This window comes from Alcaligenes sp. RM2 (assembly GCF_052931795.1).
The window spans coordinates 1,259,519-1,272,845 of record NZ_JBRFIO010000001.1; the positions used below are offsets into that span (position 1 = coordinate 1,259,519).

Consider the following 13,327-nt stretch of genomic DNA (forward strand, 5'->3'; position numbering starts at 1 on the left):
CGCAACAAGCGGGGCTGGAGACACAGCAAACCCGGCAAGCTCGACAAGACGTCTTGAGGGGCCGGAGCGATTGGCGCCCCGTAATCTCAAATACGGACCCGGTAAGGCGTTCAAATCGGGCTGTCTCCATCCAGATCAGGAGCTGGCGCGGGCTCGGGATAGGACACTTCCAGAATATCCAGCTCTTCCTTGCCGGCGGGGGTGCGCAGCACCACGGTGTCGCCTTCACGCGCCTTGATCAGGGCCCGGGCCACCGGCGAAATCCAGCTGATACGGCCTTGCAAGGGTTCGGCCTCGTCCACTCCCACAATGGTGATGGTGAACTCTTCACCCTGGCTGTCGCTATAAACAACGGTTGCACCAAAGAACACCTGATCGGGATTGGGCTGCAAGCCGGGATCCACCACTTCGGCAATTTCCAGACGCTTGGTCAGGAAACGGATACGGCGGTCGATTTCTCGCAGGCGTTTTTTACCGTACAGATAATCGCCGTTCTCGGAGCGATCACCATTGGATGCCGCCCAGGAGACGATCTGCACCACCTCGGGACGTTCCTTGTTCATCAAATGGCTCAGTTCGCCACGCAAACGGCGATACCCCAGGACCGTCATGTAATTCTTGGTCCCACTGGGTAGTGCACTGGCCGGGGCGTCCAGATCGTCGTCATCGTCCTGATCGGACTCTTTCACAAAGGCTTTATTCATCGTTTTCAAGGCTCCTGCTAGAGCCACTCCTGCCAAACGGGTTTCAATCCCGAGGGCAAAGGCGGCAAACCGCCTAAATCAATACGCCCTTCGCTGGGACCATGAAAATCCGAACCACAGGACACTTCAAAACCATAGCTGCGTGCTACCTGGGTATACACGCTGTATTCCTGCGGAGTATGACTGCCTGTCAGCACTTCAATACCTACGCCACCCAGTTCCAGAAACTGGGTGTACAAGGCATGGCTGCGGGTGCCATCCAATTCATAACGTCCGGGGTGGGCAATAATGGCCTTGCCGCCCGATTCACGTATCCAGCCCACCGCTTCTTCCAGGCTGGCCCAGACGGTTTCCACGGCAGCAGGCTTGCCATCCGCCAAGTAGCGGCGAAAGGCCTCATTCATATCAACGCAGTAACCTTGCTGTACCAGAAACCGCGCAAAGTGCGTGCGGCTGATCAGTTCCGGATTGGCCGCAAATGGGACTGCACCTTCATAGGCATTGGGAAAACCCAGTTTTTCCAAGCGTTCACCCATTTGACGGGCGCGTTGCTCGCGGCCAGCACGCACATCATGCAGCGCCTGCTGCAGGGCAGGATGGTCCGGGTCCACGCCCAGGCCCACAATGTGGATAGTCTTGTTCGCCCAAGTGACGGAGATTTCTACCCCGTCCACAAAGCGTATGCCCAGATCCTCGGCGTATTGCCGGGCCAGTTTCAAGCCACCGATTTCGTCATGATCCGTCAGGGCCCACAGTTTCACACCGTTAGCATGCGCACGTGCGGCGAGTTCCGCGGGGCTGAGCACACCATCTGAATAAATGGAATGGCAATGCAAATCAACGGGCAAGCGGGCCTGAACACTCATAAGGGGCTATCCAGCAAGAAAGTAGTCGATATGGTCGATTTGCTCGGCATTGCGCAGCATGGGCGCATGCCCCACATTGGGAATAGTCACCAATTGCGAATTGGGATTGCGTTGCAACATTTCCTGGGCCGCTTCTGGCTTCAAGAGATCGGACTCTTGGCCTCGTACGATCAGAACCTTGTCCGGCAAACCCTCATAGGCGCCCCACAACAAAGCCTGTGCCGCTTGCAAATCCACATCCGCTTGCTGAGCAAAGGCTTGCGACAAGCGCAAATCGTAATGGCGACGCCATTTGCCTTCATGTTCCACAAAGACGTGGCGGGACATATCGGCCCATTCTTCAGCGGAATGCTCTCCGAAGGAAGCTGAGACGGAACGTACATACTCCACCGCCTGTTCGAAGGTATCAAACAGCACGGACTGACCGACGTATTCACTGATGCGTTGCAGCCCTGTCATATCCAGCGCCGGGCCTACATCGTTCAGAACGACACGCCCCAAGGGCAGTTGCAAGGGCTCGACACCCAGACCTGGTCCGGGGCGAGCAGGACGCAGCAAGGCTGACATGGCTTGCGCGCCTTGCAAACCCAAGGCAATCAAACCGCCCATGGATGTGCCCACCCAATCCAGCCGTGCCGGCTGCAATCGGGCAATCAATGCCAGCATATCGGCGACATATTGAGGAATGGCGTAAGCGGCTGGATCAATCAGCCAATCAGAGCGACCACGCCCGACAATATCAGGGGCTACCACACGGTAACGTTTGGACAAGCGCTGAGCCAATTGATCAAAATCCCGGCCAGTACGTGTCAAACCATGCACGCACATCAAGACCTGATCGTTACCGGGATCGCCCCACTCCCAGTACGCCATGCGGTGCGTACCGGAGGCACTGGCACACATAACCCAATTAAGGCGCGGCTCCTGAAGATCAGTTGTCATGAACGCTCAGACCAGAATTTGACAGATAAAGGACTATTGTAGCCCAGCCCGAGGGCTTTACTATGCCGTTTCTGTCCTGCCGTCAGGGCGGTGCTGGGGACTGCCAGTAGCGGGCGTGACGATCACGCTCGCCAAAGTAATACAGGGCCGAAGGACGCGACTCCACAGTCAAAGCGCCCCAATGATCGGTACGCAGGAATAAAGCGCCGGAGCGTTCCCAACGCGTTTGCACCTGCGCATGTGGATGCCCAAAGCGATTCCACCATCCTAGTTGAGCAATCGCCAACCCCGCTTGCATGTGTTTCACAAAATGCGCCCCCGAGGAGGTCCGGGAACCGTGATGCCCGACTACAACGACATCAACAGGCCCCAAACCCGCCGCCACAAGGGCTTGCTCCTGCGCCACACCGGCATCGCCCAAAAGCAAGGCGCTGTGTCGGGCACCTCGAATTTCCAGCACACAGCTGATGGCATTCTTATCTTCCTCACTGCCATAGGCGGCCTTGAATCGGGCTTCATCCGCAGGGGGCCACCAGAACCGGAAACGTACGCCGTCTACCTCCCAGTGCACATCCTGCTCACAGCGCAGGGCCTGCTCCGGGCGAACAGTGGAGCCAGCAGGCACAGCCAGCAAACGCTCCTCCCGATTCAGATGCGCGTCCAGATCAAAGCTGCTATAGGAGCGGCTAACCGGCACCGCCTGCAATACGCTGCGCGTCCCGCCCACATGGTCCATATCGGCATGAGACAACACCAAGGTATCGATCTGCCCTATTCCCTTGGCTTTCAACCAGGGCGCAATGCTGCGTTTGCCTTCATCGGAATCAGGGCCGTAGCGGTTTCCCACGTCAAACAGCAACACCTGACTGCGAGTACGCAGCACCACCGCACTGCCCTGGCCTATATCCAGGGCAAACAAGTCCCAGTCCCCTTCCTGCAATAAAGAAGGTCGCAAAGCCAAGGCGGGCACCAACAGAGACAGGCCGCTCAAGCGGGACACAAAGCCTTTGGGCAAAAGTAATAGCAGTACCCCCAGCAAAGCCAGAACTGTCCAAGCCCAGTGCTGGGCAGGCACTGGCACACTGGCAAGGCTGCGCTCCGCCAGCCAGATCGTAGGCTGCATGGTGAAATCCAATACAGCATGAGCAAGATTGGCGACAGACTCGCACCAGCTTGGCGGAGCCTGTAGCGCCGCCAAAATCAACAAGAGCAGCACCAGCGGCGTCACAACTGAGCCGATCAAGGTGATGGCATACGCATTCGCGGGCAAGGAAGCCAAGGATATTTCATGGAACAAGGGGGCCAGTGCGGGCAGCAAGGCCAAGGTAATCAGCACCTGCAACTGAGTCGCAAACCAGATCCGCCGCCCCCAGCGCTGCCACCAGGAGCCTGGCTGCGGCACCTGCCCCATCAAAGCGCCAAACGCGAACAAGACCGAAACGGCGGCGAAAGATAGATAAAAGCCGGTGGTCAGCCCCGCCCATGGATCATGCAAAACCACAAACAGAGCTGCAATCAGCAAAGTCCGGCTGGCTCCCAAATATAAACCCCGAATACGGCAGACACCCAGCACCAGCAACATCAAAAAAGTACGCTGGGCAGGAACACCCCAGCCTGCGATGACGCAGTAAGCACCCGCCCCGGCAATACCTACCCAGGTCGCAGCAACCTGAGCAGGAACTTGTTCGGCCAATACCCAGCGCCCCCAACGAACACGTCGCCAACACCAGGACACTAAGGCAGCCAACAACACGGCCAGGAACGTAACGTGCGTGCCGCTGATGGAGACCAGGTGCGTCAGGCCACTGCGATTGAAGATCAGCCAATCCGCTGCGGCGATACTGGCCTGATCTCCCAAAGACAAAGCCAGCATCACCCCGCCCCAGCGTTGTTCTTGTACGTAGGGCATCAGGACGTTGCGCAAATGATGGCGTAGACGCTCCGTCCATGTGAACCAGGACTGCGCCGGATCGAAGTCCAATCGTTGTGGCTGACCCCGCACACTGCCCACAGCCCGCCAGCCTTGAGTCATGGCATGACGTTCTGCGTCAAAGCCATGAGGGTTACGGGCTGCTTGAGGTGGACGCATCAATAAAGACATGCGCCAGCGCTGACCGGGCATCAGCTCGGGGAAGCTTTGTACAGACGGCTCACGGTACAAGGAGCGATGGCCTTGAGCCGCATTCCAGCGAACCAGAATCTGCTCGGGCAAACCGGGGGGCTGGGAGCTCAAAACTCGTGCCTGAAACTGTCTGTAATTCGGCCCTTCCTGTACCAAGGACTGGATTTCCAGCTCTACCCGACTGACTTTATTGATGTCAGTGACCGGGACGGATTGAGCCAGCCGGCCCTGTATATGCCAAATGCTGTAGCTGGCTCCCAAGCAGGCAAAGACCAGAACATAAGCAAAAGAAAAACGCTGCGCCAGCAAGATGCTCACAACCACAGCACCCAGCCACGGCCAAACAGGCAAGGCCAGATACGAAGGCTTCAGGAAATGGGTGAATGTGGCTGCGGCCACAAAAGCGGCTAAACACGCACGCCCTGTCATGGGCTCTGCCCTGCCATCGTGATCTCCACGCAAATCTATAGCGTAGAGTTCAGGCGTGCCTCAAAGGGTCGAAACAAGGACACTTTGCTCATATCGGCTTGTACCGATAGGCAAAACGCGCCTCTTACCTGACAGATAAACCAGGAGTGAAAGCCCAGTGAAAAAGCAGTTCTGGCAACATCAAAAAGCCTGCCCCCAGCCTAATACCCCTGGCTAGACAAAAACGCATCCAGCCTTGGCAAGACTCGTCGTGCCGTGGCCCCGGTCTGGCGAATGACATCAGCCACGTCCATCCCCCGCAGCTCTGCAAGACTCTCCGCGACTCCTTTCACCTCAGCCGGCTCATTGCGAACCGATGCCAAGGGAGTCCCCGGCTCCACCAACCAGGACGGCGCCAAATCCGGCGCATCGGTTTCCAGCACAATATCATCAAGACTCATATCCTGCGCCAGACGGCGAATCTGCTTGGCTCGGCCAAAGGTCATGGCCCCACCAAAACCCAGCGCACAGCCTTGGCGTACGAACATCTGCGCCTGCTGCTCACTACCGTTAAAAGCATGGGCTATCCCGCCTACTCCCGGAAATTGCCGCAGATATTTCAGTACCCGGTCTTGAGAGCGACGCACATGCAGGAGTACAGGCAAGCCATAGCGTTGCGCCATGGCCAATTGAGCTTCATACAGCCATTCCTGATGACGACTAGCCTCTTCGGTTTTCAGCTCTGGCACAAAGTAGTCCAGACCGATTTCCCCCAAGGCGACAAAACGCGGGTCGTCCAGACGCAGCTGGATTTCCTGTTCCAAGGCTTCCAGATCTGCTGCCCCCACTTCAGGAGTAAACAGGGGGTGAATCCCCAACGCATACACGCCCCCGGGTGCTGCCATCGCGGTCTCACGGGCAGCTTGAAAGTCAAATACACCTACGGACGGCACCACAATCGAACGTACACCCGCCACGCGGGCACGCTCAATCACCTGCTCTCGGTCTTGAGCAAATTCGGGAGCATCCAGATGACAATGCGTATCGATAAGCATAACGAGACTCCCCACAAACCTCAGCCCCTCAAAGGGAAGGACGCGGTATGACAGCCCCACGCCCCTGCGAGGTATTAGACCCGGCGCTCGGCCCTGATTTCCTGGGTCAGATAGCCCTTGTCCATTACCAGCTGACGATGGGCCAGGGAGGCCAAGGCCTGGTCATGGGTCACGATGACAAAAGCTGTGCCGAACTCTTCATTGACCCGGCTTAACAGTTCAAACATACCTTCAGCGGTATAGCGGTCCAGATTACCCGTAGGCTCGTCCGCCAGCACGCAGGCAGGTCGTGTGACCAAAGCACGCGCCAAGGCCACTCGCTGACGCTCGCCCCCGGACAACTGACCCGGATAGTGATGCACGCGCTGGGACAAACCCACTTGTTCCAGAACCTGCTGAGCCTGCTCGCGCGCCTCTGGACGCTTCATGCGACGCACGATCAAGGGCATGGCCACATTGTCCAGCGCATCAAACTCAGGCAGCAAATGGTGGAACTGGTACACAAAGCCCAGCACCTTGTTGCGCAGCTGACTGCGTTCGCTTTCATTCAGACTCTCTGTCTGGGTGCCGTTAACCTCGATGCTGCCTGTATCAGGCTTATCCAGCAGGCCCAAAGCGTGCAGCAAGGTACTTTTACCCGAGCCGGAAGCGCCGATAATAGCCACCATCTCGCCACGACACACCTCCAGATTCACCCCGGAAAGCACTTGAATGCTGTTGCCACCTTCCTCGTAGTGGACGCTGACATCGCGCGCGCGCAGCACGGTTGGAGCGATAAGATCAGTCATGACGCAGCACCTGTGCAGGTTGAAGCTTGGAAGCACGCCAGCTTGGGTACAGCGTGGCCAGGAAGGACAAAACCAGCGAGACGATAGCAATCAGCACAATGTCATAGACCTGCGGATTGGAAGGCAATTCGCTGATGAAGTAAATCTGCTGAGGCAGGAATTTACGACCCATCAGGTTTTCAATAAAGGGCACGATCACGTCGATATTGTAGGCAATCAAGGTACCCAAACCGACGCCCAGCAAGGTACCCACAACGCCAATCAAAGCACCTTGCACCAGGAAAATACGGGCAATCTCGCTGGGGGTGGCACCAATAGTGCGCAAAATAGCAATATCCGACTGCTTGTCTTTCACGGCCATCACCAAGGAAGAGAGCAGGTTGAAAGCCGCCACCGCCACAATCAGGGCCAGAATCAGGAACATCATGCGTTTTTCGGTTTGCACAGCGGCAAACCAGGTACGGTTATTAGCTGTCCAGTCCGACACCAGCACGTTGCGCGGCATTTTGCTGGCCAACTCCTGAGCCACCATGGGGGCCTGCTGCATATCTTTAATACGCAGACGCACACCACTATTGCCACTGTCGCGGAAAATTTTGGAAGCATCATCCACGTTCACAAAAGCCAGGCTGGCATCGTATTCGTAATAGCCGGAGGAAAACACGCCGGTTACCGTGAACTGGCGCATGCGTGGCGAAAAGCCGGCTGGCGAGATCGAGCCTTGCGGGGCCATCAGCATGATCGTATCGCCCGTACTGACACGTAACTGATTGGCCAACTGCTCGCCCAGCACAATCCCGAAAGTGCCTGGCTGCAGATTTTCCAGTCGGCCCATGACCATTTGCTGGGCCAGCTCGGACACCTTGCTTTCCTGATCAGGCTCAATGCCACGTACCTGCACGCCCATCAATTGATTACTGCGCACCAGCATGCCCTGCCCGGCCACATAGGGGGCCGAGCCCACCACCGCCGGATTGGTCTGGGCTTTTTGGGCCAGCGACTTCCATTCATTCAGGACTTGCTGATGATCGGCATTGCGCACAATCAACTCAATATGCGGCAAGACCGACAGCATGCGATCACGCACCTGGGTCTGAAAGCCGTTCATAACAGACAGCACGACAATCAGCGCGGCTACCCCCAGGGCAATCCCCGCCATCGAGCTGCCCGCAATAAAGGAGACAAAACGGTCTTTTCGTCCCCCACGCCGTTTGCGGCCCCTGGCCAGGCCGGCATACCGCGCTCCAATCCAAAATTCGTATCCCATGCGAGCTGCTATCGCCTCAAAGAAAACACTACAATCGCTGTCATGCAGATCGTAATCAACGGTGCGCTGCCGGAACCGGCCATCGCGCGCGAACTCATCAAACACTTGCCCCAGACGGCCCCTTCACTGGTTCAGTTACTGACTCAGGGCAAAGGCACGCTGTCGGTACGCGACCCGTCCGAGGACCTGTGCACGCCAGCACAAGCCTGGCTTTTGCACGCCCACGGCTTTACGGCGCACCAAGCCCAGCATCTTAGCGCAGGTCTGGCCCCTTTGCGGCTACGCCAGTTGAAACAAATCCACTCGGTGGCGCCGGACCAGCCGGTCTGGCTGGCAGAGCTGGTGCACATTGCCCCCTCTCGCGAGGGCGCCATGCTGATACCCAGCGAGCAACTAGCCTTGACTGAGTCCTATAGCCGCGCCTTGCTGGAGGCCATTCGCCCTTATCTGGACGACACCGGCTTTCAATTCGAGTACATCAGCCCGGCCTTGTGGCGTGTCACTCCACCAGCTGATTTTACGGTGCAAGCGGCCTCCACAGAACTGGTCAGCCAAAGCAATTTGAATAATTGGTGGACTCAGGATGTGCAAACCCGCCCCTGGCGTCGTCTTATCAATGAATTTCAAATGCTGGCCTTTGCCCTGCCGGATAACCACGAGCGTGAACAGGCGGGTCTGCCCAATGTGAACAGCTTGTGGCTGTTTGGCGGGGCTTCCTGCCAGCAATTAGGCCCCGAGCCCGCCGGGCTGCGCATTATTGATGATTTGCAAGACAGCCTGATACGACAAGACTGGGGGCTTTGGCTGCAACAACTGACCGAGCTGGATCGTACCGTGCTCGCCCCCCTGGCCGCAGGGCCCATGCCAGAACTGGTGCTGACCGGACTGGACCGCTATGCTCACGTCGGTCCCGCCTCGCGCCGCATCTGGCCCCTGTCCCTGTTCAAACAAACCTCTAACTGGAGTCAGTGGTGGTCACCCCTATCCTGAAAAACCGTCCCGTTCAAGAAGCCGCCAGCCACGCCCTGAAACAGGCCGGGATTCATGATTTAATGGCCCGTCTGCTGGCCTCTCGGGGTGTGACGGACGCCGCCCAGATCGATCCGGCCTGGCGCAACATGATTCCGCCCAATATGCTGACCCAGGCGCGTGAAGCCGCCGTTTTGCTGGCCGATGCCATTGCCCGCCGGGACCGCATGCTGATCATTGCCGACTATGACTGTGACGGCGCTACCGCCTGTGCAGTCGGCCTGCGTGCGCTGCGCAGCATGGGCGCAGTCGTGGACTTTCTGGTTCCAAACCGTTTTGAAACCGGCTATGGCCTGTCACCCGCCGTGGTCGAACTGGCAGAGCAACATCCCTCGGGCAAACCGGATCTGCTGATTACCGTGGATAACGGCATTGCCAGTATTGATGGTGTGGAAGCCGCTCATATGGCGGGCATGAAAGTTCTGGTCACAGACCACCACCTGCCCGGCGATGAGTTGCCCGATGCCCTGGCGATTGTGAACCCCAATCAGCCCGGCTGTGAGTTCCCCTCCAAGAACCTGGCCGGTGTGGGCGTTATTTTTTACCTGATGCTGGCTTTGCGTGCCGAGCTGCGTCAGCGCGGGGTATATGAGGCCAATGCAGGCCCACGCCTGAACGAACTGGCCGATCTGGTCGCCCTGGGGACCGTGGCCGACGTAGTCAGCCTGGATGCCAATAACCGCCTGATCGTCACCCAAGGGCTGGAGCGCATGCGCAAGGGCCAGATGCAGGCTGGGCTGCGCGCCCTGTTCCAGGTTGCTGGCCGTGACCCGCGGCAGGCCAGCGCCTTTGATCTGGGCTTTGCCCTGGGGCCACGCATCAACGCCGCCGGTCGACTGGCCGATATGGCCTTGGGCATACGCTGCCTGATCACGGATGACGAAGATGAAGCCGCTAATCTGGCTCGCGAACTGGAGGACATGAACCAGGATCGCCGCTCGATTGAGCAGTCCATGCGCGAAGAGGCCCTGCGCGCAGCCGAACTGGCAGAACCGGACACCAGTGCCACTGTCTGCGTGTTCCACCCCGAATGGCACCAGGGCGTGGTCGGCTTGGTCGCCTCACGTTTGAAAGAAAAGTACTGGCGCCCTACCCTGGCGTTTGCCCAAGGTGACGAAGGCGAGATCAAAGGTTCGGGCCGCTCTATCCCCGACGTACACCTGCGCGATGCGCTGGATCTGGTCTCCAAACGCTATCCCGGCCTGATTCTGAAGTTTGGTGGTCACGCCATGGCAGCTGGCCTGACGATTGAAGAGGACAATTACGATGTGTTCGTGCAGGCCTTTGAAGAAGCCGTACAGGAACTGACAGGCCGCTTCCAGTTTGATCCTGTCATCGAAACGGACGGTTCGCTGGAACCTGAGCACATCAATATTACGGTGGCCGGAATGCTGCAAAAACAAGTCTGGGGCGCCGGCTTCCCGGCTCCTGTTTTCCGCGACAACTTCTTCGTACGTCAACAACGTCTGCTCAAGAACAAGCACCTGAAGTTGAGCCTGGAGCGCAACGGTGAATACTTCGATGCGATCTGGTTCAACCGCGATACCTTGCTGCCGGAAAATATCGAAGCCGCCTATCGTCTGGATCAGAACGAATGGAACGGGAACGTCAGCGTGCAATTTATTATTGAATATGCACAGGGTCAGGATTAAGCACTATCGCTATCGCCCAGTGTCCCTTTCCCGGAACCGCTGCTTATGCAGCGGTTTTTTTAATTACGACTAGCTTTGAATAGAAGCAGCCCTGGCATCCCAGCTACGCATGGCTTCTGTAATAGCCGCATCCAATACAGTCCCAATACGGCCATCCCGCGCCTATGTAAAAAGCTGCGCCTAAGCTTCTTAAGGCGTTTGAGACTTCGACCGAGTCGGCAAGGTCGCCAGCACCAAGCCCGCCAAAGCCAGTATAAAAGCGTAAACATGCACAGTAGTGAAGCTCTCCCCCAGCACCAGCACACCCACTGCTGCGGTACCCAAGGGCATCAAGACCATAAACACCGCGGCTTGCGAAGCGGGTACGGAACGCACTCCCGTCATCCACAGCCAGACCGTCCAGACGCTGGCGGCCAAGGAATAAAACACCAGCAAAGGCCAGATCCAGCCTGCCGGTGCCGTGAAATCGAAATCCCAGGCGGCGTATAAACCTAGGGGCGTAATCAGCGCCAGGCTACACAGATTGATAATCGCGCTGATGCGCTTGGGACTAAGCACGGCGGTCAGGCGCTTGCCTATGACCGCATAAGCCGACTCGCACAGGACGGCACAAAAGATCAGCGCATTGCCCAGCCACATTTTTCCTGGGTCCAGCTGATCCACACCGTGATCGTCCTCCTGTACCAGGGCCAATAAGGCAATCCCGCCCATCCCCAGGGCCAGTGACACCCAGGTGCGGGGCCCTATGCTTTCTTTCAGGAAGTACCAGCTGAACAAGGCCACCATCCCGGGAATGGCGGACAAAATAACGCCAGCAGAGACCGCACTGGTCATACTGATGCCTGTCACCATGCACAGCGTGAACAGGAAATTACCCAAAAAGGATTCCAGAAAAATCAGGCCACGGGTACGCAGGTCCAGTGCGGGTTCGGTCGCCGGTTTGCGCAGCCAACGCAGCATGGCTATCGCGCCAATGCCAAAGCGCAGCCAGGCCAGCAAGAACACCGGCAGTGCCGCCACCAACGGCCGTGTCAGGGCGATATAACTGCCCACCAAGGACATGGACAAGGCCAAACAGGCGTATGCCGCCAGACGTGATCCCGCTCTATTCACCCACCCTCTCCTAATACACACATTTGCAAGGCAGCTAATCAAAATACCACGGCGGCCAAGGTCTACAATACGCCCGAGCTCGGCCTTCCAGGATAAAAAACATGGCCTGCCATGTTGTCCGTTTCGCTCACCACCGCCTGTACCCCTGACCTTACCCAGATCTGCCCGTACAGCCCCGTGTTGCCAGCGCTTTATCCCACCCCATCGGAAAGTCGCGTCGCCAGCCCTTAAGCAGGTCTGCGATGGACGGCCCTACACCCGGCCCGACCCATGCTGCTCCCCATAACAGACTAATCCGCACCGCGCCGGCCTACCGGCCAGCCGTGCTCCTTGAAGGATATTTCATCATGCAGGCTATCGCCCGCCTGAGCCGTTTTGTTGGCAATACCTTTGCCATCTGGGTTCTACTGTTTGCCGTTCTGGCCTATTACTTTCCCGACCACTACCGCTGGTTAGGCGCTTATATTGTTCCACTTCTGGGCATCATCATGTTCGGTATGGGTCTGACCTTGTCGCGCCAGGACTTTGCAGAGGTGTTTGTACGCCCTGGCCGTGTGGCTATTGGTGTATTGGGACAATTCATCATCATGCCCGGTCTGGCCTGGTTTCTGACCTACGCCTTTTCCCTGCCACCCGAATTGGCCATTGGCGTGATTCTGGTGGGCTGCTGCCCCGGTGGCACCTCGTCGAACGTGATGACTTTTCTGGCCCGTGGCGACCTGGCCCTGTCGGTTGCCATTACGTCGGTCACCACCTTGCTGGCTCCTATCGTCACCCCTGCCCTGATTTACTTCCTGGCCAGCCAATGGCTGGAAGTCAGCGCCTCGGCCATGTTCTGGTCCATTGTTCAGGTGGTGATTCTGCCCATTGCCCTGGGCATTATTGTGCAATCCCTGATGGGTGAAAAGATCAAAGCCGGTGTGGCAGCCCTGCCCCTGGTATCTGTGGTGGCCATTGTGGCTATCGTGGCCGCTGTTGTCGCGGGTAACCAGCCAAAAATTGCGACCAGTGGCTTGTTGGTGTTCTCGGTTGTCGTTGTACATAACACCCTGGGCTACATCCTGGGCTATGTACTGGCACGCTTGAGCGGCATGCCTTTAGCACAGCGCAAGACGCTGGCTATTGAAGTGGGTATGCAAAACTCCGGGCTGGGTGTTGCCCTGGCCAGCGCCCACTTTTCGCCATTGGCCGCTGTGCCCAGCGCTATTTTCAGCGTCTGGCACAATATTTCCGGTCCCTTGGTCGCGACAATTTTCCGTCGCATGGGTGATGGCAAGTAAACACCTGCAACCATGTGCAAGGACTTGAACCCAAAGTCCACAAAGTAAAAAGGGACGCTCTACCGGGCGTCCCTTTTTTTGCATCCAGAGTGTCGCAAGAC

General features: G+C 57.6%; 11 protein-coding genes. 3 read left to right on the forward strand and 8 right to left on the reverse strand.

Annotation, left to right across the window (positions count from 1 at the left end):
- Window positions 1-110: 110 nt before the first annotated feature.
- The 7 genes from greB to ACU6HM_RS05850 all read right to left on the reverse strand — a co-directional run bounded on the left by greB (window position 111) and on the right by ACU6HM_RS05850 (window position 8,152).
- On the reverse strand, window positions 111-704 hold the full coding sequence (greB, locus tag ACU6HM_RS05820; protein WP_009457980.1) for a transcription elongation factor GreB: 594 nt from the start codon (window positions 702-704) through the stop codon (window positions 111-113).
- 17 nt (window positions 705-721) lie between these two features.
- Window positions 722-1,570, reverse strand: a complete 849-nt coding sequence (locus ACU6HM_RS05825) for a 3',5'-nucleoside bisphosphate phosphatase (protein WP_446763460.1) — start codon at window positions 1,568-1,570, stop codon at window positions 722-724.
- A gap of 6 nt (window positions 1,571-1,576) precedes the next feature.
- Window positions 1,577-2,473 carry an alpha/beta fold hydrolase gene (locus ACU6HM_RS05830; protein WP_446763564.1) on the reverse strand — a complete coding sequence of 299 codons (897 nt, stop codon included), beginning with the start codon at window positions 2,471-2,473 and terminating at the stop codon, window positions 1,577-1,579.
- Window positions 2,474-2,594: 121 nt separating this feature from the next.
- The gene (locus ACU6HM_RS05835) at window positions 2,595-5,063 is read right to left on the reverse strand and encodes a DNA internalization-related competence protein ComEC/Rec2 (protein ID WP_446763461.1); all 2,469 of its coding nucleotides are present in this window, start codon (window positions 5,061-5,063) and stop codon (window positions 2,595-2,597) included.
- 200 nt (window positions 5,064-5,263) lie between these two features.
- Window positions 5,264-6,097 carry a TatD family hydrolase gene (locus ACU6HM_RS05840; protein WP_446763462.1) on the reverse strand — a complete coding sequence of 278 codons (834 nt, stop codon included), beginning with the start codon at window positions 6,095-6,097 and terminating at the stop codon, window positions 5,264-5,266.
- A gap of 74 nt (window positions 6,098-6,171) precedes the next feature.
- Entirely contained in the window at window positions 6,172-6,885 is a 714-nt protein-coding gene (locus ACU6HM_RS05845) for an ABC transporter ATP-binding protein (protein ID WP_254499384.1), read from the reverse strand.
- The gene (locus tag ACU6HM_RS05850) at window positions 6,878-8,152 is read right to left on the reverse strand and encodes a lipoprotein-releasing ABC transporter permease subunit (RefSeq protein ID WP_254499385.1); all 1,275 of its coding nucleotides are present in this window, start codon (window positions 8,150-8,152) and stop codon (window positions 6,878-6,880) included. Before ACU6HM_RS05850 ends, ACU6HM_RS05845 begins: the two co-directional genes overlap by 8 nt.
- Before the next feature lie 42 nt (window positions 8,153-8,194).
- Between ACU6HM_RS05850 and ACU6HM_RS05855 the strand changes: the two genes are divergently transcribed.
- Window positions 8,195-9,142 (forward strand): hypothetical protein, encoded by a 948-nt coding sequence (locus tag ACU6HM_RS05855; protein WP_446763463.1) that lies wholly within the window; start codon window positions 8,195-8,197, stop codon window positions 9,140-9,142.
- Window positions 9,124-10,833 (forward strand): single-stranded-DNA-specific exonuclease RecJ, encoded by a 1,710-nt coding sequence (gene recJ / locus ACU6HM_RS05860; protein ID WP_446763464.1) that lies wholly within the window; start codon window positions 9,124-9,126, stop codon window positions 10,831-10,833. The genes ACU6HM_RS05855 and recJ overlap by 19 nt, the downstream gene beginning before the upstream one ends.
- A gap of 189 nt (window positions 10,834-11,022) precedes the next feature.
- Here recJ and ACU6HM_RS05865 read toward each other — a convergent pair whose 3' ends face one another.
- Window positions 11,023-11,946, reverse strand: coding sequence for a DMT family transporter (locus tag ACU6HM_RS05865; protein WP_324575997.1), 924 nt, complete (start codon window positions 11,944-11,946; stop codon window positions 11,023-11,025).
- A 347-nt stretch (window positions 11,947-12,293) separates the two neighbouring features.
- Here ACU6HM_RS05865 and ACU6HM_RS05870 point away from each other — a divergent pair, with 347 nt between their 5' ends.
- Window positions 12,294-13,226, forward strand: a complete 933-nt coding sequence (locus ACU6HM_RS05870) for a bile acid:sodium symporter family protein (RefSeq protein WP_035268109.1) — start codon at window positions 12,294-12,296, stop codon at window positions 13,224-13,226.
- Window positions 13,227-13,327: the final 101 nt, after the last annotated feature.